This is a genomic window from [Lactobacillus] timonensis, assembly GCF_900240275.1.
GTDB lineage: Bacteria > Bacillota > Bacilli > Lactobacillales > Lactobacillaceae > Limosilactobacillus > Limosilactobacillus timonensis.
Map to the genome: position 1 here is coordinate 1278097 of NZ_LT964761.1, position 24670 is coordinate 1302766.

Here is a 24670-nt window from a genome sequence, read left to right on the forward strand (position 1 = left end):
TAAAGGGATGCACAAGTTTTTTTCGAATCGCCGACTGGTGATTACCGTCGTCATCCTGATAGTCTGTTTTGGGTTAATGGCCGGGTCCGTGGTTTTACGAAATCGCCGAAATACGCCGCCGTTAATCCAACAATTTGGTAACGACGTGGTTGGTTTTGCTGATGCGGTAGTCGCCTATCCAGTCAATGCAGTGCAGGGCGGGATGGATTCTGTCTCCGAACTAGTTAACACTTACCAGGAAAACCGTGAATTAAAGCAGCAGGTTAACGAATTGGCACAGACCAAGGTCAGAGATCAGACGCTGGCAAAAGAAAACCGCCAATTGAAACGTGAACTGAAGTTGAATCGCTCCTTGACTGATTACCGGACAATCACTGCTTCGGTAATGGCTAGAACACCTTCAACCTGGCAACAGCAGCTAATAATTAATAAGGGTCAGACCAGTGGTGTTAAGAAGAATATGCCTGTAATGTCTGGTGCTGGACTCATTGGTCGGGTTGCAGAAGTGAACAAAACTAATTCTAAGGTTGAATTGCTAAGTGATACTAGTGAATCTGCCAACCGTTTTGCCATTAGTATTGAAGGCGAAAACGGGAAGATGGTTAACGGCGTGATTACCGGTTACGATTCATCGGCGAACCTCTTGGAAATGGGCCAAGTCACGACGAAAGCAAAGGTTAAAAAAGGAACCAAAGTTACCACTAGTGGAATGGGTGGCATTACCCCTAAGGGACTTTATGTGGGGAAAGTCGCCGGTGTCGGCAAGGACGATTACGGTTTGAGTCAAAAGTTGTATATCAAGCCGGCAACTAACTTTAACGACATCAACATTGTGACGGTGGCCGAGTTAGATAGCGGGGAGTAGTGACTATGTACAGACTTTCACGTTTGAAATACGTCTTCCCGTTGGGACTGTTTGTTGCTCTTTTTTTAGACGGTAGCTTTAGTAAAATTTTTGCGCCCCTCATGTTTTCCTATCCATATTCAATGAGTAGTCAGTTGGTGATGCTCTGGCTAGTACTATCATTCTTCTTGGAAGAAAACATTCACATTCCGCTGGTGTGGTTTGCTGTCTTGGCTGGAGCTGTGGCGGACTTGTACTACTCAGGCATTTTAGGGCTCTTTATTTTTCTGTACCCGTTGATTATCTTATTAACGCGGGCCCTTGATCGTTTACTGGATCGAAACTTTTTAAACATGATTTTGATTTTCTTTATTGACTTAGTAGTTTTTGAGTCATTGAATTACCTGGCTTACAGAATTATCGGCGTTATCCACCAGGGATTCGGCGATTTTTTGGTTGATAGCCTGGCACCAACGCTGGCGCTTAACCTGGTTTATTTTGTGATCTTTTTCTGGCCAGTCAGCCGGATTTATCACTGGGCGTTGAGTAAACGGCGCCGTGCGTAATGCTTAACAATATAAAAAGCGGATATCTCGTTTGAATTATTGGTTAAAGTCTCCGGCGTGGCAACGCGCTAGGAGGCTTTATCTTTTCTCTAATGCCATGCGTGGGCTTGTTATTGGCATTAAGCAACGTTATGATGATCAAGGATTGAAAAGGAGCGTGTGTTATGGATTATCAACTTGCTAAGGGTGTAAAACTACACATTATTCCATCATCACAGTTTCGACTGACTAATATTGTGATTAATTTTTCAGCGATGCAAACGACTAATAATGCGACGGCCCGGCATCTACTAGCCAATGTTTTAGAAACAAGTTGTCAAAAGTACCCAACCCAAACATTACTCGCTCGGCGGCTGGATGCCTTGTTTGGCGCGGTTGTTAGCGCTAACGTGGCACGGGTTGGCCAGATTCATACGTTGCGAATGAGGGCGCAAGTTGTTAATGACCGTCAGGCCCAGACAGCCCTCCTGATGCCATTAATTAACCTTTTGCGTGAGCTGGTTTTTAGGCCATTGATGAATGAAAAGGGGTTTGATGCCGCAACCGTTGCGGTACAAAAGAAGAGTTTGGCAGGCTCACTTGCGGCGATTAATGATGACAAGCAGTTTGTAGCCTACCAGCGTTTAGCACAATTGTTTTATGACCAAACCAGTCCGATGTATTATCCCAGCTATGGGACAAGCAGTGATTTGGACTCATTAAATGGTGGCAGCTTGGTGTCAGCGTATCGTTCATTACGTGATGAAGATCAGGTTGATATTTTTGTCTTAGGAGAAGTCAATACTAAAAAAGTTCGGCAGGCTTTTGCCAAGTGGCCTTTTCGCGACCGGCAACCACTAGCGGCTATTGCGGATTACCACCAATCATTTCACCACCGACTAAGGCAACAACTGGATAGTGATGACATTGAACAGGCAAAACTGGACTTAGCTTATCATTTGCCCGTTTACTACCGTGACCCTGGTTATTATCCGGGTCTGGTAATGAACGGATTACTCGGTGGCACCCCCTATTCCAAGTTGTTTTTAAACGTCCGTGAAAAAGAAAGTCTTGCTTATTATGCTGATAGCCAGCTTCGTGCTTTCAGTGGTCATGTCGTTATCGAAACTGGTATTTCTGCCAACAATTACCAACGCGTTAGATCACTAATCGAGCAGCAGATTAGGCAACTACAAGCCGGACAGTTTACCAGCGAACAACTGGAAGAGGTGAAGCAATCACTAATTACTAGTTATCGGGTGGGTTTAGATAACCCGTTGAATATTATTGAACACCGTTTGGTCAACGAGTTGAGTGGCCATCCGGAGTTGTTTAATGTGCCAGAGGCGGTGGGTCTGGTGACCAAGCAGGAAGTCGTCGCGGTAGCAAAACAGTTGAAATTACAAGCAGTTTATTACCTAGGTGGTGATGTTGATGAGTGACTTGTATCAAGCAAAGGTACTTGACTACCAGTTAGCCAATGGAATAACAGTTAAGCTGTTACCAATGCCCGGTTTTCACCAAACCTATGCAATGATTAATGTCAACGTTGGATCCGTAGATACCCGGTTTCAGCCAGCAAATCACGGCTTAATTACGGTACCCGCTGGGACAGCCCATTATTTAGAACACAAGCTTTTCGAAAAAAAAGATTATGATGCCTTCGAGCTTTTTGGCCGGTTGGGTGCCGATTCGAATGCTTTTACTGACCTGTGCGAAACTTCCTATTTGTTTTCGACGACAGGTCGGCTAAGGGAGTGCCTGGAGACGTTGCTTAATTTTGTTCAACAGCCATACTTCACCCAGAAAAAGGTTGATAAAGAACGGGGAATTATTGGCGAAGAGATCAAGATGTATGATGATCAGCCGGGGATGAGGCTGTATGATGCGATGGTGGCCAGCCTGTATCCGCACACACCGCTGGCAGAAGATATTGCCGGTTCGCTGACCTCAATTCAGCAAATTCAACCACAAGATCTTCAAACACTTTATGATAATTTCTATCAGCCAGCCAATATGACCTTATTGGTAGTAGGCGGCTTTGATCCTCAAACGGTGTTGGAGTGGGTGCAGGAAAATCAGGAAGGGAAACAATTTTCATCCCATTATCAGCGCCCAACGTCAATGATTATCAATTCAGCAGGGCAGGTTGTTTCAAACTGGCAGAAGAAAATGGCCGTTCAACGTCCCCGGGTGATGATTGGGTTACGGGGGAAACACAACTGGCCAGCAACGGACCGACTTAAATACCAGTTAGCTGGCGAATTGTTCTTCTCATTGTTATTTGATGAGTCGTCTGATAACTTTCTACGATTGTATAATGCTGGGATTATCGACGATTCGTTCGGTTACGAGTTAGAAGTAGCTAACCAGTTTGACTATGCTTGTTTGGGAACAGTTACTGATGTTCCCGACCGTTTTATCAGTGAAATTCATCAAATTCTGCGTGATAGTAAGCGCCAATTATCCGCAGCGGCTGGGCAGTTTAACACCGTCAAGCACTCCCTGCTGGGACGCTTAATTGGCATGATGGACTCGCCTGAAGCAGTGGCCGACCGTTTTGCTGAAACGGCTAACGGGGACTGGTTAATAACCGATGAAGTGACAACGTTGCGTTCACTGACTATTGATGACTTACAGCTGATTATTAATTCGCTGATCGAACCAGAGCAATGGACTACTTGCCAGATTTTACCTTCGAACTAACTTGTTTATGAAAGTGACAAGCAAGTTTCGAGCAATAGTGTTAAAATATCAAGTCGTGATCAGTATTACGGGTGTTAGTGTTGGCTGAAGTCAACGACGGCCCGGGGCTGTTGCGTATGATATACTATTGATTAACGATTTCAGAATAAAATGGGGAATTAACCATGAGTGAAAATAAACAACCACAAATTGATGAACAGCCTCAAAAAGATAGCGGCAAGCGGCATGCCAATATCGGAAAAAAGCTGCGTGCGGCTCGTGAACAAAAGGGCTACACTTTAGATGATCTCCAGCAGATCACCAAAATTCAAAAACGTTATTTAATTGCGATTGAAGACCAAAACTTCAAGGCTCTTCCGGGTGATTTTTACGTTCGGGCCTTTGTTAAGCAGTATGCTGATACTGTAGGTTTGGATGGCAACGAACTACTGAAAGATTACGAAGACGAACTGCCAGAAACGAAGGCGGATGAGTATTCTAAACACATCACTCAGGCAGTCGAGACGAGGAGCAGTCACCACCGGACGGCAGAGAAAATGGAGAATGCTCGCCGCAAATACTTGCCAACAATTATCATTGCGGTGATCGTCCTGGCCATTTTACTTGTTATTTGGGTAGTTGCTATTGTCCAACACCATGACAATTCAACGAAGATTGACCGATCACGGGTTTCTGTCTCTGGAGAGTCCAGCCACAAGTCCCAAAAGAAGGCTTCATCATCGTCTAAGAAGACAAAGAAGACTGCAGCTATCAAGTTGACTGAAACGTCTCGAAATGCTAGCGGCGTGGTTTATAGTACCAAGTCCTTAAAGAAGGGTACTAATTTACAGATTAGCACCAACGCGCGGGCATGGAATAGCGTCACTGTTGATGGCACGCAACGTTTGGGGAAGACGATGAACGCTGGTGATAAGGACAACGTCGTAATTGCCAAGACAGTGTCGAGTGTCGTTATCAGACTTGGTAACGCATCTCAAACAACTGTTAAGATCGGTGGTAAGAAGATCAACATCACTGCTAACGGTCGTTACCCGTCAACACGGACGGTAACGATTAACTTTGGTAATGCTCACCAATCGTCTGCAAGGAACACTAGCATGGCCACAAATAATCGGCAGTCCATGAGCTCGTCAACACGGACGTCTAACAACAGTAATAACAGCCAAACGACTAGTCGGACAACAACGGCTAACAACAATAATAACCAGCAACAAACGACCACGCGGCCAAATAACAGTAATCAGCAAACTGTTACCGACAATCGCCAGCAAGGCAATCAGCAATAGGAGGAATGACAGTGAATTTACCTAATAAGCTCACCGTGGTACGGTTAATTATTATTCCCTTTTTTCTTTGCTTAATGGTTTTGCCATTAGCAGGGTGGGGGACTGTTTCCTTTGGTGGCGCGACGGTCACCGTCGCTCGCTTAATAGCCACTATCCTCTTTATCGCTGCTACTATTACTGATAACCTGGATGGCCGAATTGCCCGCAGCCAGCATCTTGTAACCAACTTTGGTAAGTTTGCCGATCCGCTGGCTGACAAACTGTTAGTGATGACGGCATTTGTTGTCCTTACTGCTGACGGGACGGTTCCAGCCTGGGTTACAGCTATTATTCTCTGGCGGGAATTGGCGGTAACAGGATTGCGTCTTTTGCTTGTCGAACAGGATGGGATTGTTTTGGCGGCAAAGATGCCTGGCAAGATTAAAACCACGACGCAGTTCATTGCGATTATTTTCTTGCTGCTCCACAACGCGTTCTTTGCCCTCGTTCATATTCCGTTTGGCGAGATCATGCTTTATATTTGCCTGTTCTTTACGGTCTACTCCGGAATTGATTACTTTTACCAGGGCCGCGATGTTTTTAGCGATGGGTTTAAGTAATAACTGAATAATTCATTTTGGGGATGCACTAGCATCGCCTTTTTAGCCCGGGAGTCTCTTGCAATTCTCGGGCTTTTTGTTCATAATAAAAAAGATATAGTGTTGGTGTCTTGTTAAGCAGGAAGGGTGTCCTGATGATGAAAAGGTTTTATACGTTAAAGGTTGGTGCATTAACTCGACAACTTTCGCTGGTCAAACTTAATAAAGACACAATGATTGCTAATTTTATGCTGCTGGGTGATGATCAAATGGCTCGCACGGCGGCACGGATGCTTGCCAAAAAAATTGATTTACACAACTTTGACTACATTGCAACAGTAGAAAGCAATGGGGTTCCATTGGCTCATGACTTGAGTCTTTTGGCGGACCGTTCCCGCTCAATTGTCATTCGTAAGGAAGTAAAAGACTACATGACAAACCCGCTGGCAGTACCAGTTAGTTCCATTATCACTAGTGGTAAAAAACTGGTCCTGGATGGGCGCGACGCACAACGAGTAAAGGGCAAGAAAATAATGCTCGTTGATGATGTTATCAATACTGGTAGTACCATGGCAGCGAGTGAGCTGGCTTTGAAACACGCTGGAGCGACAGTCGTTTCTCGACTGGCAATAATTGCCGAAGGACCGACCGCGGTTCGCAATGACATTACTTACTTGGCGCACTTGCCATTATTTAACAACGATGGAACACCGAAGGAATAAGAGCAGGCGGGTTTCACCGCTTTTTTATTTTGAATAGTAGTTCGAGGATGAATTTTGCGTATATATGAATTAGGGGGAGTCATTGATGGAAGCAGAGATAATCACCGTGGGTGAGGAAATCATTTTGGGGGAAATTGATAACACCAACGCTCGCTTTTTAGCGGATCGAATGCGTCAACAGGGAATCGTTGCTCGCTGGCAAACAACGACGGATGACGCCCCACAACATATTTGTACTGCAGTTCAGAATGCATTATCGCGTGTTAAGACGGTCTTTGTTTGCGGTGGTTTGGGGCCGACGACAGATGATAATACTTTGTCCGCCACGGCTGCCGCCCTGGGAACCCACCTGGCAATCGATGAACGGCATTGGCGGTGGATTAAGCAGGAGTTTAAAAACCGCCACCAGAAGATGGTGAAAAGCAATATTGTCCAAGCCTGCTTTCTCGCGGGAGGGGCTTCACTGACAAACCCAGTCGGCTTAGCGGTTGGAAGCTGGTGGCAACAGGGGGAGAAAACGGTGGTTGTCTTACCAGGACCGCCACGTGAATTTCGAGCAATGGTTGATCAGGAGGTACTGCCACGACTTCGGCAACTAATACCAGGTCAGCAGCTGGTAGCTGACTTAATCATGCACTATGTTGGCGTTCCTGAATCACAACTAATGACGACGATTAATGCTGCACTAGCGAAAAATTCAGCAGTAGTGGCAACCTCTTATGTTCAACCGGGGGAGATCCAGGTTCGGTTGACAACGACAGCAGCTAGCCAGCAAGAAGCTGATGCACGACTTCAGACAACCAGGCAGACAATTTTAGCGGCGCAACCGGAAGGATACTTTGGTGATGGTCAAATTACATTAGCTGGAGAAGTTGTTAGTTTGTTAAAACAAAGACATCTTCACGTGACGGCCGCTGAGAGCCTTACCGGCGGCCTTGTCCAGAGTCTGATTTGTTCAGTACCGGGTGCTTCGGCCGTCTTTGATGGTGGGTTTGTAACGTATGCACCGGCCCAAAAAGCGGCAATGCTTGGGATTCAAGCAGAAGTGATTGATAAGTATGGTGTTGTCAGTTCAGAAACTGCCGGAGCGATGGCGGATGGCTGCCGTCAGAAGGTGGGGGCTGATTTTGGACTAGGACTGACTGGAGTGGCCGGACCTGACGAATTAGACGGTCAACCTGCAGGAACCGTCTGGCTGGGATTATCTATCAAGGGAGAACCAACGAGAACAAGGTGTCTTCACTTAGACGCGCATAGTGGCCGGCAAGCTATCAGGTTAAATAGTGCCCAGTTAGCACTAATGATGCTGTATGATCATCTGCAAAAATAAACGAACAATTGTTCGCAGCCCGCTTGTAATTTAGATAAGAACTGATATCATTATTTAAGGAGAAACTGTCAAATAAAGGAGGAGACAAGTTGGCTGATCAACGAAAAGCGGCCCTTGATGCTGCCCTGCGTAAAATCGAAAAGAACTTTGGTAAAGGTTCCATTATGCGAATGGGTGACGCGGCCGATACGAGAATTGCGACCGTTTCTAGCGGCTCATTAGCAATTGATGAAGCATTAGGTGTTGGTGGTTACCCCCGCGGTCGAATTATTGAAATGTATGGCCCAGAAAGTTCCGGGAAGACGACAGTGGCGCTGCATGCGGTGGCTGAGGTTCAGTGCGAAGGGGGCACTGCTGCATACATTGACGCCGAAAACGCCCTTGATCCACAGTATGCACAAGCCCTGGGAGTTAATATTGATGACCTTTTGTTATCACAACCAGATACTGGTGAAGAAGGCTTGGAAATTGCCGACGCGTTAATCGCATCAGGTGCAATTGATATTGTCGTAATTGATTCTGTTGCTGCTTTAGTTCCCCAAGCGGAAATTGATGGTGAAATGGGAGACACTCATGTTGGTCTGCAAGCACGGTTAATGTCCCAAGCCCTGCGGAAGCTTTCTGGTGAAATCAATAAGACCAAGACGATTGCCGTCTTCATCAATCAGATCCGTGAAAAGGTTGGCGTAATGTTTGGGAACCCTGAAACAACACCTGGTGGTCGTGCCCTTAAGTTTTACTCCACAATCCGCTTGGAAATTCGGCGTGGTGAGCAGCTGAAAAATGGGTCCAATTTGATTGGGAACCGGGCTAAAATCAAGGTTGTTAAGAACAAGGTGGCGCCGCCTTTTAAGCGGGCTGAAGTTGATATCATGTACGGTAAGGGCATTTCCAAGACCGGTGAGTTGTTGGATATGGCTGTTGAAAAGGACATGGTTAAAAAGTCCGGTGCATGGTATTCATATGGTAAGGAACGAATTGGTCAAGGGCGCGAGAACGCTAAGAAATGGCTGGCCGATCATCCCGAGTCATACAGTGAACTACTTAATAAGGTGCGCGTGGCCTATGGTATGCAACCAGCGCCGGGTGCTGGTGATGATAAAAAGGGTACCGGCGAACCACAGCAAGAGACACTGGAACAAGCATCTAAAAACAAGTAGTGACACCAAACGATTGCCGCTGGCAATCGTTTTTTCTTTTGCAGCTAATCTTTGTTGATTGACACTCCACGAAGACGCGCTTAAAATTAACCAGTGTGGTTTTAAAAGTAAAATCGCCAATTTAGCAATAATTTATTAAAAAAATAGCAATGATGGAGGTGTCATAATGAATTCTGTCGGCATCCTGATAGGCATTGCGGCGTTGATTATCGGCGTCGTTGTTGGTTATGCCATTTTCAATGCTGTGCACCAACACAACATTGAAAATGCACAAAATAGTGCCGAGGGAATCATTAACCAAGCGAAAAGAGACGCCGCTGCTGCCAAAAAAGAAGCGATTGTGGAAGCAAAGGATGAAGCTCACCAGTATCGTGAACAGGTAGAAAGCGAACTAAAGAGTCGTCGTGACGAAGTGCAGAAGCAAGAGGAGCGGCTGCTACAACGAGAGACGTCTCTTGATCGTAAGGATAGTTCCCTTGAAAATCGAGAAAATACGGTCACAGACCGCGAACACCGCTTAGATCGGCGGGAAGAAAAATTACGGTTATCCCAGAAAAAGGCTGACGAGTTAGTTCAGCAACGGGCTGAGGAGTTACAACAAGTTGCCAAGATGACTCAAGAGCAAGCAAAGGAACTCTTGCTTAACCAGCTCAAGGACCAGCTGACGACTGAACGGGCTGTGATGATTAGGGATAGCGAACAGGAAGCACAGCTAACTGCTGATCGTCAGGCAAAGAGCTTGATTGTGCAGGCTATTCAACGTTCCGCTGCTGATACGGTCACCGAAGCCACCGTCTCGGTTGTTAACTTACCGAATGAAGAAATGAAGGGGCGGATTATCGGTCGTGAAGGGCGTAATATTAGAACGCTTGAAACCCTTACCGGGATCGACTTGATTATTGACGATACGCCCCAAGCGGTTGTGTTGTCTGGTTTCGACCCTGTTCGTCGCGAAATTGCCAAGATGGCACTTGAAAAGTTGATTGCCGATGGGCGGATTCATCCTGCCAGGATTGAGGATGCCGTTGAAAAAGCGCGTGACGAAATGGATGCCAAACTCCGCGAAGTGGGTGAAGAAGCCATCTTTGACCTGGGATTGCATTCTATGCACCCGGACCTTATTAAGACGGTTGGTCGGATGAAGTACCGGACCTCTTACGGACAAAATGTACTTACGCACTCAATCGAAGTGGCTAAGCTGGCAGGCATTATGGCTGCCGAACTCGGTGAGGACGTCACTATGGCCAAGCGCGCTGGCTTACTTCACGATATTGGCAAGGCTATTGATCACGAAGTTGATGGTTCTCATGTGGAACTTGGTGTTGAGCTAACTCGTAAGTACAAGGAAGACCCAGTGGTTATCAATACGATTGCTTCTCACCATGGAGATGAACCAGCAAAGTCGGTTATTGCGGTGCTGGTACAAGCTGCGGATGCTATTTCTGGTGCTCGACCAGGAGCACGAAGTGAATCTTTGGAACAATACATTCAGCGACTGAAAAAGCTGGAAGAGATTGCCAACCGTCATCACGGTGTTGATCATAGTTATGCTATCCAGGCTGGCCGCGAAGTACGGGTCATTGTTAAACCTAAGAAGGTTTCGGACCTCCAAGCGGTGGCCTTGTCGCATGACATTAAGCACGAGATTGAACAACAACTTGAGTATCCTGGCCATATTAAGGTCACGGTTATCCGTGAAGTGCGGGCCACTGACTATGCAAAGTAGCGGGAAAGTTTCTGAAAAGGGGATCGTGATCACTCATCACGACCCTTTTTATGCTTTTTAGATGGGAGAGAGATTTTTGGCAAAACTGACACCGATGATGAAACAGTATCAGCAGATTAAGGATCAGTATCCGGATGCTTTCTTGTTTTACCGGATTGGGGACTTTTACGAGCTGTTTAATGATGATGCGATTAAGGGCTCACAACTGCTGGAGCTGACCCTGACACACCGGAGCAAGGCGGTAGCCCACCCAACGCCGATGTGTGGGGTTCCGCATAAAGCGGTTGAAAATTATATCGATATATTAATTGACAAGGGCTACAAGGTGGCTATTTGTGACCAAATGGAAGATCCCCGGCAAGCTAAGGGGATGGTAAAACGGGCGGTTACTCGTTTAGTCACTCCCGGCACCCAGATGGATCTCACAGGCGATGCTGCGAAAAATAATAACTACTTAGCAGCCGTTGTTCAACGCGGGTCACACTTTGATCTGGCTTATACCGACCTGTCAACGGGCGAAATTAAGGTGACGACCGTTGACGATCAGGCAAGTGTAATGGATGAATTAATTAACTTGCAGAGCCGTGAAGTGGTGACTGATGATTCACTCGCACAAAAGGTACAGACACAGTTAACTAGGTTAAACGTGATGATTTCACACCAGGCTAAGGTGGATGAGTACCATGACATGAGTCACCTGGTACAGCTTATTCCGGATGAACACCAGCAATACGTTGTGGAATTGTTAATTAGTTACCTGATTACCACGCAAAAACGGTCGCTTGATCACCTTCAGCAGGCGGTTGCTTACCGCCCCAGTGCCTACCTTAAACTCGATCATTATTCGAAAACCAACCTTGAATTAATTACTAACATGCGTAGTGGCAAGCACCGCGGGACCCTGGCCTGGCTATTGGACGAAACAAAGACCGCTATGGGGAGCCGGCTGCTAAAACGGTGGCTTGATCGGCCGCTGATGAATGTTGACCAGATTAGCCGCCGTCAGGACAAAGTTGCAGAGCTACTAGACCATTATTTTGAACGAAACAACTTACAGGATGAACTGACCGAAGTTTATGACCTCGAACGATTAGCGGGGCGGATTGCTTACGGGAGTGTCAACGGTCGTGACTTGGTTCAGCTTAAAACATCGCTGCAACAAATTCCCAAGATTAAGTATGTTTTGGAAACACTGGATTCACCAGCATTCGACGACCTTAACCGTCAACTGGACCCCCTGAATGATGTTACCCAGTTAATTGATACGGCCATCAAGGATGAGCCGCCAATTGCTGTTACGGAAGGCGGGGTGATTAAGGATGGTTATAACAATCAACTTGACCAGTACCGTGATGCAATGGCTAACGGTAAACAATGGATTGCTGATTTACAGGCCAAGGAACGTCAGGCAACCGGGATTAGTAACTTGAAGATCGGTTATAACCACGTTTTTGGTTACTACATTGAAGTGACAAAGGCCAACTTGGCCAAGTTACCAGCAGACCGTTATGAACGGAAGCAAACTTTGGTTAATTCAGAACGTTTTGCAACTCCGGAACTAAAAGAAAAAGAATCACTGATTTTAGGTGCCCAGGAAAAGTCGGTTGCGTTAGAGTACGACTTGTTTGTTAAGGTTCGTGACCAGATCAAACAACAAATTCCGCGTTTGCAAAAACTAGCGAAGGCGGTCTCAGAATTAGACGTTTTGCAGAGTTTTGCGGTCGTCAGTGAAAAGTACCACTTTGTCCGGCCCACCTTTACTAAAGAGCGCAGTATCGACGTTGTAGACGGCCGGCACCCGGTCGTTGAAAAGGTGCTTGGCCACCAAGAATACGTACCAAACGACGTGAAGATGAATCCCCAAACGGAAATTCTCCTCATTACGGGACCTAACATGTCGGGGAAAAGTACCTATATGCGGCAAATTGCTTTAACCGTCGTCATGGCCCAGATGGGGTGTTTTGTTCCGGCAACAAAGGCTTTGTTACCAATTTTTGACCAGATTTTTACCCGGATCGGGGCTGCTGATGACCTTATTTCCGGTGAAAGTACCTTCATGGTGGAAATGATGGAAGCCAACCACGCTCTTGAACACGCGACAGCTAACTCGTTGATTTTGTTCGACGAAATTGGTCGGGGAACGGCAACTTATGACGGGATGGCCCTGGCGCAAGCAATTATTGAGTACGTTCATAACAGAGTCCATGCGAAAACGCTTTTCTCAACTCACTATCACGAGTTAACAGCCCTCGACCAAACATTGCCGCAGCTAAGGAATATCCACGTGGGCGCCACTGAAGAAAATGGCGAGCTGGTCTTCTTACACCAGATTCAAGATGGCCCTGCTGATAAGTCTTACGGGATTCACGTTGCCAAACTCGCAGGCATGCCTGAAGACTTGCTGAAGCGGGCGACTGCAATCTTGAGCCAGCTAGAGCAACGGGGAACGACAGATTCAGCAATTGTCGCCGCCGGAGCAGCGCAAAGTGAACAACCAAAAACCAAAGAGGCGGGTCAAGGAGACGAGCAAGCGTCCTTATCAGCCGAAGACAATGGACAGTTAGAGTTGTTTAAGCTGGCAACAAAAAAGCCAGAAGGCCCTGACCAGAAGATCATTGAACAACTGAGGGACCTGAACTTAATGTCGATGACACCGATGGACGTGATGAATAAAATTTACCAGTGGCAGCAGCAACTAAAGTGAGGTGATTAATGATGGGAATTATTCACCAGTTAACCCCAGTCCTCGCTGACCAGATTTCCGCTGGTGAGGTGATTGAACGGCCGGCATCCATCGTTAAGGAGCTGGTCGAAAACTCACTGGATGCCCATAGTACGCGGATCGATGTGATTGCGGCTAATGCAGGGTTAAAGAGTATCCGGGTGATTGATAATGGTGTCGGTATTGCCGCGGATGATGTGCCGCGAGCGTTCTTGCGTCATGCTACCTCGAAAATCAGTTCACGTCAGGACCTGTTTGCCGTTTCCACGATGGGATTTCGTGGTGAGGCGCTCCCCAGCATTGCCTCGGTTGCAGATGTTGAGATGGTAACCGCGGTTGAACACCAGGCCGGTGTCGATTATCATTTGCGTGGTGGCGAAGAGCTTAGCAAAAGACCTGCAGGTGCTCGCCGGGGAACGGATATTACTGTTCGTGACTTGTTCTACAATACCCCTGCGCGTTTGAAGTATTTAAAAACACCGCATACGGAACTAAGTCGAATTGTTGATATTGTCAACCGCCTAGCGCTGGCACATCCCGAAGTGGCGATTAGCTTTACTCACGACCAAAGAGAATTATTCCGGTCGGCTGGTAACGGCAACCTCCCCCAGGTAATCGCGGCCATTTACGGTGTAAAAGTGGGGAGAGAGATGATCCCGCTCAAGGCCGCCGATGATGATTTTCAAGTGAGTGGCTACATTTCACTCCCGGATTTAACCCGGGCTAGTCGTCAGTACATTACCTTAACCATTAACCACCGTTACGTTCGTAATTTTGCGCTGACTAAAGCGGTAACAGCCGGTTATCGTTCTAAGTTGATGGTGGGGCGTTACCCGGTAGCCGTGATCAACGTTGACCTTGATCCACGACTGGTAGACGTGAATGTTCACCCGGCAAAGCGCGAAGTTCGGCTTAGTAAGGAGGAGCAGTTAACGGCACTGATTGAAGCGGGCGTCAACCGTTCTCTCAGTCAAGTTAACCTGGTTCCTGATGTGGGTGAAGAAGCAACAAACTTGCTGTCGAAAGACGAGAGTAAGGTTAGTGAAGAGCAACCACGGTTTAATGCAACACCGGTAGTGTCAACTCACCGTCAGCAGTCAGCAACTAATCCGGCCAATGCTGATGCAACGGATAGCTTTGTAGACAATCCGGTCGTCATCCACCAGCAAAAGGATCTTGAAAATGCCGATGTCAAAGAGTTTGATAAGCGTTATCAGTATGAGCATCTTTCCGGTATTTTTGGCGATAATAGCGTTAGTCAGCCTGCCCCCCATGTTTCACCAGCGAAGGCTGAGCAGCAATCGCTGGGGATTAGCGATCAGGGTGACGAGACCAGTGACCGTTTTCCACAGTTGGAATACATTGGTCAACTTCAAGGCACCTTTTTGCTAGCACAAGCATCTGATGGTCTCTACATTGTCGACCAGCACGCGGCGCAGGAACGAATTAATTTCGAACGTTATCGCAAGGAAATCGCTGACGTTAGTGCTGATCAACAAACCTTTCTGACACCGCTGGTGCTAACTTATCCCACGGCGGAGGCACTCAAGATTATTGACCGCCTGCCACTCCTGCACCAGGTGGGGTTGCAATTAGAACAGTTTGGTCAAAATAGCTTCATGCTCGCTGCCCACCCGACTTGGTTTGTGGAAGGACAGGAAGAGGCGACTGCTCGGGAGATGATTTCCTGGGTACTACGTGGCGAGAAGTTGAATTTAGAGCAGTTTCGTATTAAGACGGCAGCCATGATGAGCTGTAAACGGGCAATCAAGGCCAATCACCACCTGGATGAACAACAGGCCCGCGCGCTCTTGGCTCATTTGCGTCAATGTCAGAACCCATTTAACTGTCCACACGGACGACCGGTAACAATTCACTTCACGGATAACGACCTCGAAAAAATGTTTAAACGAATTCAGGATTCACACGTTCCATACGCCGATGAATTTGATGAGCACGGCAATGATTAATTTTTAAGCGGGTTGGTATAACCAGCCCGCTTAATTGTTTGATGGTGGGGAACAAGCGTTTTATGTTAAACTAATTAATAGCTTAAACGAGGAAGTAGTGAGAACATGTACGAATATTTAACCGGTTTGATTACCGCAGTTAAGCCGAATTACATTGTCATTGATGTTCAGGGGGTCGGCTATCAAGTTCACTGTCCTAACCCTTACCACTACCAAGTGGACCGGCAGCACCCTGTCACTGTTTATATTTATCAGGCAGTCAGTGATAGTGATATCTCACTGTATGGTTTGGTGGATGAAGCAGAAAAACAGCTATTTTTGCAGTTGTTAGCTGTTTCAGGTATTGGGCCCAAAAGTGCGCTGGCTATTTTGGCTATTCCAGACCATCAGGGACTGATTGATGCCATTGCCAACAATGACGTTTCGTACTTAACTAAGTTCCCGGGAATTGGTAAAAAGACTGCTGGCCAGATCATCCTCGACTTACAAGGAAAGGTGCGGCAGTTATCGCTAACTGAACAGATAACAACTACGCCGGCTGATTTGCAAACTGATCCAGCGCTTGACGATGCATTAGCAGCATTAAAGGCACTAGGGTATCAGGAACGGGTAATTGGCAAACTGAAAAAGCAATTGGCTCAGGAACCCGGCAAGACTACCGATGAATACCTCCGGGAAGGACTTCACTTGCTGAATTAGGATAATGAAGAAGGAGGACGCAGATGGCAGAAAACAAGCAGCACCAGCTTCTGTCAGGTGATACAGAAGACACACAAGAAGAGCAGTTTGAGCCCCAACTGCGACCACAAACACTGGCTGAATATATTGGCCAAAATCAGTTGAAACACGAGCTGGAAATTTATATTAAGGCGGCGCGGGAACGAGATGAGGCGCTGGACCACGTTTTGCTTTACGGACCACCAGGACTGGGGAAAACCACTTTAGCGATGGTGATTGCCCATGAAATGGGAGTCAATATTAAAACGACGAGTGGACCAGCTATTGAGAAGACGGGAGACCTAGTTGCCCTGTTAAACGAATTACAACCGGGGGACGTTCTTTTCATTGATGAAATTCACCGCTTGCCGAAGGTTGTCGAGGAAATGTTGTATTCGGCGATGGAGGATTACTATATTGATATCGTGGTTGGTGAGGGGCCGACTGCTCACCCGATCCACTTCCCACTACCGCCATTTACCCTCATTGGGGCGACAACCCGTGCAGGAATTTTATCGGCTCCGTTGAGGGACCGCTTTGGTATTGTCATGCACATGAACTATTACACGGAAAATGAATTACAGCAGATTGTCTTTCGTTCAGCCAAAATTTTTAAGACAACAATTGATGAAGATGGTGCCCACGAGTTAGCACTGCGTTCGCGTGGGACGCCCCGGATTGCAAATCGTTTGCTGAAACGGGTTCGTGATTTTGCTCAGGTTGCGGGAAAGTCCACAATCGATACGGCAAGCGTTAAACAGGCTTTACAGTTATTGCGGGTTGACTCCCGCGGCTTAGATGGGACTGACCGTAAGATGTTAACGACAATGATTAACTACTACCATGGCGGGCCGGTGGGTCTCAAGACGATTGCTGCAAACATTGGTGAGGAAACCAACACGATTGAAGAAATGTATGAACCGTACTTGTTACAAATTGGTTACCTCAGCCGGACGCCGCGCGGGCGGGTAGTGACGAAGGCAGCTTATGAGCACCTCCACTTACCATTACCAGAGGATAAGCATTAACTCTGCTGGTTAAATTAGGGAGATAACTGTTTTTACGCTGCATTTTCTGTTAAAATATTCATCGTTAGTATTGATTAATCTTTATTTTTGAGAGGATGTCACGTTTTGAATAACAACACTTTATCAAGTTTGGGCCTAATCGTCCTGATGGTTATCTTCATGTACTTTTTCATGATCCGGCCGCAACAAAAGCAACGGAAGGCTCACCAGTCAATGATGAGCAAGCTCAAGAAAGGTGACCACGTGGTGACGATCAGCCGTCTCCATGGTGTCGTCTACGACCTTAACGAAGCAAAGAAGACTGTTACGCTGGATTGTGATGGCATTTACCTGACCTTTGATTTAGGAGCTATCATGCGGGTGACTGCCCAGTCTACTAGTGAAGAGCAGGAACAACACGTTGCTGAAAAGCCGGCAGCGGCTTCAACTGACGACGAAAAGGCTGCTTCGGCAAACGATGAAGCTAAAGAAGAAAAAGAAGACAAAAATGATGAGGCCAAGTCCTAAGCTGGTTGTTCATCATTCAGATGACCAAAGAGTGCCCCTGGAGCCATAGTGGTTTCAAGCGGCACTCTTTTTATCAACTTGTTATACTAGTAGTATGAATGAACGGAGGAGTAGATGATGGAAAATTATAATAGCATAATGAACGCAATCAAAAAATACAGCCGGATCATCATCCACCGACACCAACGTCCTGATCCGGATGCTATCGGTTCACAGGTGGGGTTGGCAGAAATCTTACGGTCGTCATTCCCTTACAAGGAAATTTTTGTGGTGGGCAAAGATATCCCTGAGTTTGACTGGATTGGTCAAATGGATGAGATTGATAACTCACTATATGACGATGCCTTGGTGGTTGTCACAGATACGGCTAATGCGCCGCGAGTTGATGACCGGCGTTTTAATATGGGGGACATGCTGATTAAGATTGACCACCATCCGGATGATGAACCTTATGGTGACTTGTCATGGGTTGATGACCAGGCTTCTTCGTGTTCGGAGATGATTTACCGTTTCTATCAACGTTTTGCCAAGCAGCTCAAACTGCCACAGCAGGCAGCCAATGCATTATTTGCTGGAATTGTCGGTGACACTGGACGTTTTATGTACCCGGCAACAACACCGCAAACAATGTTAGTTGCGGGGGCCTTGATGGCTGCCGGGGCTGACGCTGCAGCTATTTGCCGGCGAGAAGACGAAATCACGTTGCCGCTAGCAAAGTTGTCAGCATTCGTCTACCAACACTTGGCGATTACGGATCACGGTATCGCTTATGTGACCCTGGATAAAGAAACGCTGAACCAGTTACAACTCACTGAAGCAGAAACTTCCGCAGTGGTTCCCCTGCCAGGCAAAATTGCTAATGTGGTGGCCTGGGTGATCTTTGTCCAACAAGAAGACGGCCGTTTCCGGGTTCGTTTACGTTCTAAGGGTCCTTCCATTAACGGTGTGGCCAAGAAGCATCACGGCGGTGGGCACCCAATGGCCAGTGGTGCTAAGGCTGCCAATAAAGCAGAGACTCAACAGATTGTCAGCGAGCTGGATCAACTAGTTAGCCAGCAGCTGAAGTAAGGAGTAATGATGACGACAGAAAAAAAGTTTGCCGCATTTCAGTTCCAGCCATTTATCAATGAGGCAATTGCCGATCTTGGTTTTGACCAACCAACCCCGGTTCAACAAAAAGTGATCCCAGTAGTTCTTGCTGGCAAATCGGTGGTCGGCCAATCAGCAACGGGGAGCGGAAAGACTCACGCTTTCCTCCTGCCAATTTTTAACCAATTGAAAGCAACTGAAAAAAAAGTCCAAGTAGTGATTGCGACGCCAAGTCGGGAACTGGCTTACCAGATCTATGGTGCTGCCAAACAGATTAATAGTTTTGCTCCCGAGAAGTTCTTGATTCATAACTACGTCGGTGGCGCTGATCGACAACGACAAATTGAACAGCTGGCTAAAGCACAGCCGCAAGTTGTCATTGGGACCCCGGGCCGTATTTTGGACATGGTCAGTTCAGGATCATTGGACATCCATACTGCTACTCAGCTGGTTATTGATGAAGCTGATATGACACTGGATATGGGCTTTTTGCCAACCGTTGATCAGATTGCCGGCCGACTACCACAGGACTTGCAAATGATGGTCTTTTCGGCAACTATTCCAAAAAAGCTCCAACCATTTTTGAAGAAGTACATGGCTAACCCGGTCGTGGAAAAGATTCCGGTTGCAACGGTGATTAACCCGAACGTCGATAACTGGTTGATTAATACTAAGGGTCGTGACCGTAACCAGTTGATTTACCAGTTGTTGACGATGGGAGAACCATACTTGGCACTAGTCTTTGCGAATACTCGCGAGCGGGCTAACGAATTAGCTCGCTACTTGCATGAACAAGGACTTGACGTGGCCCTGATTCATGGGGGTCTCCAGCCGCGTCAACGGAAACGGGTGATGCGTCAGGTGCACCACCTGGACTATCAGTACGTAGTGGCAACTGACTTAGCAGCTCGTGGGATTGATATTGATGGTGTTTCGCTAGTCATCAATGACGATCTGCCGGAAGATCTGGAATACTTTGTTCACCGGGTAGGACGAACTGGCCGTAAGGGGATGCACGGGACGGCGATTACCCTTTACCAGCCGGCTGAAGACCAACTGATTGAACAACTAGAAAAACGGGGAATTCACTTCCATCCGAAGGCAATTCGTGGGGGACGAGTTGTCGACAGTTATGACCGTAATCGCAGAAATAACCGTAAGCGAAAGCACGAACAACTGGACCCAACCATGATTGGCTTTGTTAAAAAGACCAAGAAAAAGGTCAAGCCGGGTTACAAGAAGCGCATTCGCAAGGCCATTGCCGATGACCGTGAATATAAGTGGCGAAAACAGAAACAACACGAAGAACGACACGCTCGTCGTCAACGTCAGCGTAAACACCGTCGTGAACGAGAATTACGGCGTCAACAAGAAAACCAGGATTGATTTTCGTTAGTATGGTGGTTATAATTACTGGTGTTTGGGATATGTCATCTGACGGCAATTTGCAGAAACGTTTTGGTTGATGGGAAAAACGATGAACCGTGGATGGTGCTCCCCAGATTGGAAAGAAAATTAATTGGTCAATTGACCGCTAAAGAGGCTAACGATAAGTCATCGTTGCAAGCAGAGTGGTACCGCGTCATAGGCGTCCCTGCATCGCAATGGTGACTTTTTCTTTTCCTCGGGAGGGAGAGACAATGAAAGAATTAAAGCACCTGGACAGTAGCCAGGTTCGCGCAATGTTCCTGGAATTTTTTAAGGAGCATGGTCACACAATTATGCCGAGTGCTTCACTAGTGCCCGTCAACGATCCGACGCTGTTGTGGATCAACTCTGGTGTTGCAACCATGAAGAAGTACTTTGATGGCAAGGTTGTCCCGAAGAATCCCCGGATGACCTCCTCACAGAAGAGTATCCGGACTAACGATATTGAGAACGTTGGGAAGACAGCTCGTCACCACACAATGTTTGAAATGTTGGGGAACTTTTCAGTTGGTGACTACTTTAAAAAAGAAGTAATTCCGTGGGCCTGGGAACTGCTCACTGGTGACAAGTGGTTTGCCTTTGATCCTGACCGGATTTACATCACTTACTACCCGAAAGACACTGAAACTCATGATTTGTGGCGACAAGTGGGGGTAGCTGAAGATCACCTGGTTCAAGATAAGGACAATTTCTGGGATATTGGTCAGGGTCCATCTGGTCCTGATACTGAAATGTACTATGACCGGGGACAAGAGTTTAACGACATTCCAGCGGACGATGTGGAAAACTACCCGGGTGGGGAGAACCAGCGTTATCTGGAAATTTGGAACATTGTCTTCTCGCAGTTTAATCACACGCCGGAAAACACTTATGAACCACTCCCACACAAGAACATTGATACCGGAATGGGGTTGGAACGGGTTGTTTCAATTTTTGAAAACGCCCCAACTAACTTTGAAACCGACCTCTTCTTGCCATTGATCAAACAGACTGAAAGCTACAGTACTAAGAAGTACCACCAGGACGACGATGACGATGTTCAGTTTAAGATTATCGCCGACCATATCCGGACGATCACCTTTGCTATCGGCGATGGCGCACTGCCTTCCAACATGGGCAGAGGCTACGTTATTCGGCGGCTACTGCGGCGGGCGGTCGTAGCTGGAAAGAAGCTCGGCATTAACGACAACTTCCTCTACAAGATGGTCCCGACTGTGGGTCAGATCATGAAGTCCTACTATCCGGATGTCCTGGAAAATGCGGACTACATTCAAAAGGTTATTAAGTCCGAAGAAGAACGGTTCTCATCGACTCTCAACGGCGGGTTAAACTTGCTCAACGAGGTGATTGCTCAGGCTAAGGCTGATGGGACTAACCAGATTGACGGGCGGACAGCTTTCAAACTCTACGACACTTATGGCTTCCCAATCGAACTAACACGCGAGTATGCCAACGATGAGGGGCTGACGGTAGATGAAGAAGGCTTTGATGCTGCCATGACGGAACAGCAGAACCGTGCCCGTAATGCCCGCAACATGGATAACGGAATGGGGGTCCAAAAAGACGTTTGGACCGAATTTACCGAACCAAGCAAGTACGTTGGCTATCACCAGCTGACGATTGATGATGCGAAGGTGATCGGTCTTGTCCAGGATGGTGAGCACGTTGAGGAAGCTCAACCGGCTGATAACTCTCATGTGGAAGTTATCTTTGATCAAACGCCATTTTATGCTGAAATGGGTGGTCAGGTCGCTGATACTGGTGACATTATCGATAATTACGGGAAGACAGTTGGCCGGGTAGTTGACGTCCAACATGCTCCGCACCAGCAAAATCTTCATGAGGTACAGCTGACTGAACCGCTCAAGCTCAATGCCCGTTACCGGTTGGTAGTGGACCGGCAACGACACTTGAAGATTGAAAAGAATCATACGGCAACCCACCTGCTTGACCAGGCACTGCGGAACGTTCTTGGCGGGCACACCCAGCAGGCTGGTTCATTGGTTGAGGAACATTACTTACGTTTTGACTTCAACCATTTTGGCCAGGTAACTGCCAAGGACCTCCAAGCCGTGGAACAAATGGTTAACGAGCAGATCTGGAAGGAAATTCCAGTAGAAACTGTTGAAACTGATATTGATTCTGCTAAGGAAATGGGTGCGATTGCTCTCTTCTCCGAAAAATACGGTGACCGGGTTCGAGTTGTAAAGATTGGCGACTATAACACCGAATTTTGCGGTGGTGACCACGTCAAGAATACCAACGAATTAGGGTTATTCAAGATTGTTTCAGAAGGTGGGGTTGGCGCTGGCATCCGGCGAATCGAAGCTGTCACGGCCAGCGATGCCTACCAGTTTATGCAAAAACGGGTTGACCTTCTCACAAACGTTGCTGCCGATCTCAAGGTAGCCCAACTGAAGGAAGTACCACACCGGGTTAGCGAGTTGAGCGAACAACTCAAGGCAGCCAACAATAAGGTAGAAAGTCTTGAAGCTAAGATGGCTGCTCAACAGGCTGCCAATGTCTTCAGTAACGTTCAACAAACTGCAGCCGGAACCTTAATTGCAGCGGCTGTTAAGGTAGCTGGTATGGGACAGTTGCGGAAGTTAGCTGATGAATGGCGCAACAAGAACTTATCTGACGTGCTTGTTTTGGCCACGCCAAATGGTGAAAAGGCTAACATGTTAGTGGCTGTTAGCGACCAAGGCGTGAAGAATGGTTTAAAGGCTGGCGATATTATTAAGCAACTAGCACCAGCCATTAACGGTGGCGGTGGTGGTCGGCCAACAATGGCTCAGGCCGGTGGATCCAACCCTGCCGGAATTGATGAAGCAATTCAGCAGGCTGCAGAAATTTTAAACAAGTAAAGGGAATGCTCAAAAAGGGGGCTGCGGTAATTCCGCAGCCCCCTTTTGATGGGCAAAACTTATTTTGTGGTTGGCAGGACGTTCAGAATATAAAGCATGATAATAAAGACAATGAACAGCCCCCACATCACCCCGTTGACTTCTTTTCTCTTTCCCGCCGCGATCAGCATCAGTGGCGAGGTCAGAAAGCCAAACGCCAATCCGTAAGAAATGTTGTAGGTTAGCGGCATCCCAATGATTGTCAGAAAACACGGCAGAGCAACTTCAAAGCGATCCCAGTGGATATCCTTCATTGCTGAGACCATGAGAACGCCGACAATGATCAGCGCCGGGGCGGTTACCTGGTCAGTCACCACGGTTAATAGTGGCGAGAAGAGCATACTGAAGGCAAACAGGATGGCTACCACGAAGGAGGTTAATCCGGTACGGCCACCAACCGCAATGCCGGCTGATGATTCAACGTAACAGGAGGTAGGGGTCGTCCCCAGGACGGAGCCCGCAAGCATTGATAAGGAGTCGGCCATCAGGGCCTGGCCAATCCGCGGAAGCTGGTCATTTTTCATTAGCCCTGCCTGCTGGGCAAGACCAACGAGGGTTCCCGCAGTATCAAAAAAAGCTACCAGTAAAAAGATGAGAACAACGGCCCACATCTGCGGATCACTCATCGTGGGGAGGTAGCGAATTCCCACCGCAAAAGTTGGCTTGAGGCTGGGAGCCACACTGATGAGACGTGATGGCAGCTTAATGAGGCCGGTGATCAGGCCGATAATCATCGTCGACAGCATCCCGTAGAAGATGGCACCAGGGACCTGGCGAGCCATGAGGATACCGATGACGAAGATCCCACAGATGGTAAGCCAGGTGGTGGGAACGGCTAAACTACCTAACGTTACGAGCGAGGCCTTGCTGGCGACGACTAAGCCACCTTCCTTGAGACCAACAAAAGCGATGAAAAGGCCAATACCAGAGGCCATTGCTAATTTCAGGTCGTGGGGGATAGCGTTAATGACAATTTCACGAACCTTCATGAATGACAGGATGGTAAAGAGAACTGAGGCCACAAAAACCCCGGTCATGGCTTTCTGCCAGGGAATACCTAACGACAGGACAACCGAATAGGTAAAAAAGGCGTTATCGGCAAGACCCGGAGCGATTGCCATCGGGTAGTTGGCCAAGAATGCCATGAGCAGGCAGCCGATGATTGAGGCGAGGGCCGTTGCGGTAAAAACGGCCCCCTTATTCATCCCGGCGGTGCCCAAGACTGACGGGTTGACAAAGAGAATGTAGGCCATCGACACAAAGGTGGTTAATCCGGCAACGGCTTCCCGACGGATTGATGTTTGTTGAGTGCTTAGTTGAAATTGGTGGTCAAGCCAGCTACTGATCTTCTGCATAGTTAATCTTCCCCTCTCAAATTGTTATCAATAGTCGCACAATTAAGAGGA

General features: G+C 47.4%; 19 protein-coding genes. 18 read left to right on the plus strand and 1 reads right to left on the minus strand.

Translation table 11 applies throughout. The annotated features are described in order from the left end of the window. Window positions 1-7: 7 nt before the first annotated feature. The 18 genes from mreC (at window position 8) to alaS (ending at window position 23225) form a co-directional block, all read left to right on the plus strand. On the plus strand, window positions 8-865 hold the full coding sequence (mreC, locus tag C1710_RS06195) for a rod shape-determining protein MreC (protein WP_102281105.1): 858 nt from the start codon (window positions 8-10) through the stop codon (window positions 863-865). Between the two features lie 5 nt (window positions 866-870). After that, window positions 871-1410 (plus strand): rod shape-determining protein MreD, encoded by a 540-nt coding sequence (gene mreD / locus C1710_RS06200; protein WP_102281107.1) that lies wholly within the window; start codon window positions 871-873, stop codon window positions 1408-1410. 164 nt (window positions 1411-1574) lie between these two features. Beyond that, complete coding sequence (gene yfmF / locus C1710_RS06205) at window positions 1575-2831, plus strand: EF-P 5-aminopentanol modification-associated protein YfmF (protein ID WP_102281108.1); 1257 nt, start codon at window positions 1575-1577, stop codon at window positions 2829-2831. Continuing rightward, window positions 2824-4095 carry an EF-P 5-aminopentanol modification-associated protein YfmH gene (gene yfmH, locus C1710_RS06210; RefSeq protein WP_180961319.1) on the plus strand — a complete coding sequence of 424 codons (1272 nt, stop codon included), beginning with the start codon at window positions 2824-2826 and terminating at the stop codon, window positions 4093-4095. Before yfmF ends, yfmH begins: the two co-directional genes overlap by 8 nt. Window positions 4096-4259: 164 nt before the next feature. Continuing rightward, window positions 4260-5381: a helix-turn-helix domain-containing protein gene (locus C1710_RS06215; RefSeq protein WP_102281112.1), complete on the plus strand. Its 1122-nt coding sequence runs from the start codon at window positions 4260-4262 to the stop codon at window positions 5379-5381. Between the two features lie 11 nt (window positions 5382-5392). Continuing rightward, the gene (gene pgsA, locus C1710_RS06220) at window positions 5393-5980 is read left to right on the plus strand and encodes a CDP-diacylglycerol--glycerol-3-phosphate 3-phosphatidyltransferase (RefSeq protein ID WP_102281114.1); all 588 of its coding nucleotides are present in this window, start codon (window positions 5393-5395) and stop codon (window positions 5978-5980) included. A gap of 134 nt (window positions 5981-6114) precedes the next feature. Further along, entirely contained in the window at window positions 6115-6681 is a 567-nt protein-coding gene (locus tag C1710_RS06225; protein WP_102281115.1) for a phosphoribosyltransferase family protein, read from the plus strand. Window positions 6682-6766: 85 nt separating this feature from the next. After that, window positions 6767-8011, plus strand: coding sequence for a competence/damage-inducible protein A (locus C1710_RS06230; RefSeq protein WP_102281117.1), 1245 nt, complete (start codon window positions 6767-6769; stop codon window positions 8009-8011). Window positions 8012-8100: 89 nt separating this feature from the next. Further along, window positions 8101-9171 (plus strand): recombinase RecA, encoded by a 1071-nt coding sequence (recA, locus tag C1710_RS06235; protein WP_102281118.1) that lies wholly within the window; start codon window positions 8101-8103, stop codon window positions 9169-9171. A 166-nt stretch (window positions 9172-9337) separates the two neighbouring features. After that, entirely contained in the window at window positions 9338-10897 is a 1560-nt protein-coding gene (gene rny / locus C1710_RS06240) for a ribonuclease Y (protein ID WP_102281120.1), read from the plus strand. Between the two features lie 61 nt (window positions 10898-10958). Continuing rightward, complete coding sequence (mutS, locus tag C1710_RS06245; protein ID WP_235857982.1) at window positions 10959-13601, plus strand: DNA mismatch repair protein MutS; 2643 nt, start codon at window positions 10959-10961, stop codon at window positions 13599-13601. A gap of 11 nt (window positions 13602-13612) precedes the next feature. Continuing rightward, window positions 13613-15589, plus strand: a complete 1977-nt coding sequence (gene mutL / locus C1710_RS06250; RefSeq protein WP_102281123.1) for a DNA mismatch repair endonuclease MutL — start codon at window positions 13613-13615, stop codon at window positions 15587-15589. A gap of 105 nt (window positions 15590-15694) precedes the next feature. Next, complete coding sequence (ruvA, locus tag C1710_RS06255) at window positions 15695-16288, plus strand: Holliday junction branch migration protein RuvA (RefSeq protein WP_102281125.1); 594 nt, start codon at window positions 15695-15697, stop codon at window positions 16286-16288. A gap of 23 nt (window positions 16289-16311) precedes the next feature. Beyond that, window positions 16312-17334, plus strand: coding sequence for a Holliday junction branch migration DNA helicase RuvB (ruvB, locus tag C1710_RS06260; protein ID WP_102281128.1), 1023 nt, complete (start codon window positions 16312-16314; stop codon window positions 17332-17334). Window positions 17335-17439: 105 nt separating this feature from the next. Continuing rightward, window positions 17440-17841 carry a preprotein translocase subunit YajC gene (gene yajC, locus C1710_RS06265; RefSeq protein WP_102281130.1) on the plus strand — a complete coding sequence of 134 codons (402 nt, stop codon included), beginning with the start codon at window positions 17440-17442 and terminating at the stop codon, window positions 17839-17841. Window positions 17842-17958: 117 nt separating this feature from the next. Then, window positions 17959-18909: a DHH family phosphoesterase gene (locus C1710_RS06270; RefSeq protein ID WP_102281132.1), complete on the plus strand. Its 951-nt coding sequence runs from the start codon at window positions 17959-17961 to the stop codon at window positions 18907-18909. A 9-nt stretch (window positions 18910-18918) separates the two neighbouring features. Continuing rightward, a complete protein-coding gene (locus C1710_RS06275; protein ID WP_102281135.1) occupies window positions 18919-20316 on the plus strand; it encodes a DEAD/DEAH box helicase in 1398 nt (465 codons plus the stop codon). A gap of 254 nt (window positions 20317-20570) precedes the next feature. Further along, a complete protein-coding gene (gene alaS / locus C1710_RS06280) occupies window positions 20571-23225 on the plus strand; it encodes an alanine--tRNA ligase (protein WP_102281137.1) in 2655 nt (884 codons plus the stop codon). 59 nt (window positions 23226-23284) lie between these two features. Here the strand turns inward: alaS and C1710_RS06285 are convergent, their stop codons facing one another. Then, on the minus strand, window positions 23285-24619 hold the full coding sequence (locus C1710_RS06285; protein WP_102281139.1) for an NCS2 family permease: 1335 nt from the start codon (window positions 24617-24619) through the stop codon (window positions 23285-23287). Window positions 24620-24670: the final 51 nt, after the last annotated feature.

What these genes read in the sequence shown, in the direction of transcription:
- C1710_RS06230 (WP_102281117.1), top strand. Translation starts at nt 6,767, where the DNA reads ATGGAAGCAGAGATAATCACCGTGGGTGAGGAAATCATTTTGGGGGAA.
- ruvB (WP_102281128.1), top strand. Translation starts at nt 16,312, where the DNA reads ATGGCAGAAAACAAGCAGCACCAGCTTCTGTCAGGTGATACAGAAGAC.
- C1710_RS06285 (WP_102281139.1), bottom strand. Translation starts at nt 24,619, where the DNA reads ATGCAGAAGATCAGTAGCTGGCTTGACCACCAATTTCAACTAAGCACT.
- alaS (WP_102281137.1), top strand. Translation starts at nt 20,571, where the DNA reads ATGAAAGAATTAAAGCACCTGGACAGTAGCCAGGTTCGCGCAATGTTC.
- yfmF (WP_102281108.1), top strand. Translation starts at nt 1,575, where the DNA reads ATGGATTATCAACTTGCTAAGGGTGTAAAACTACACATTATTCCATCA.
- yfmH (WP_180961319.1), top strand. Translation starts at nt 2,824, where the DNA reads ATGAGTGACTTGTATCAAGCAAAGGTACTTGACTACCAGTTAGCCAAT.
- mreC (WP_102281105.1), top strand. Translation starts at nt 8, where the DNA reads ATGCACAAGTTTTTTTCGAATCGCCGACTGGTGATTACCGTCGTCATC.
- mreD (WP_102281107.1), top strand. Translation starts at nt 871, where the DNA reads ATGTACAGACTTTCACGTTTGAAATACGTCTTCCCGTTGGGACTGTTT.
- mutS (WP_235857982.1), top strand. Translation starts at nt 10,959, where the DNA reads ATGGGAGAGAGATTTTTGGCAAAACTGACACCGATGATGAAACAGTAT.
- C1710_RS06225 (WP_102281115.1), top strand. Translation starts at nt 6,115, where the DNA reads ATGATGAAAAGGTTTTATACGTTAAAGGTTGGTGCATTAACTCGACAA.
- C1710_RS06275 (WP_102281135.1), top strand. Translation starts at nt 18,919, where the DNA reads ATGACGACAGAAAAAAAGTTTGCCGCATTTCAGTTCCAGCCATTTATC.
- C1710_RS06270 (WP_102281132.1), top strand. Translation starts at nt 17,959, where the DNA reads ATGGAAAATTATAATAGCATAATGAACGCAATCAAAAAATACAGCCGG.
- rny (WP_102281120.1), top strand. Translation starts at nt 9,338, where the DNA reads ATGAATTCTGTCGGCATCCTGATAGGCATTGCGGCGTTGATTATCGGC.
- ruvA (WP_102281125.1), top strand. Translation starts at nt 15,695, where the DNA reads ATGTACGAATATTTAACCGGTTTGATTACCGCAGTTAAGCCGAATTAC.
- C1710_RS06215 (WP_102281112.1), top strand. Translation starts at nt 4,260, where the DNA reads ATGAGTGAAAATAAACAACCACAAATTGATGAACAGCCTCAAAAAGAT.
- mutL (WP_102281123.1), top strand. Translation starts at nt 13,613, where the DNA reads ATGGGAATTATTCACCAGTTAACCCCAGTCCTCGCTGACCAGATTTCC.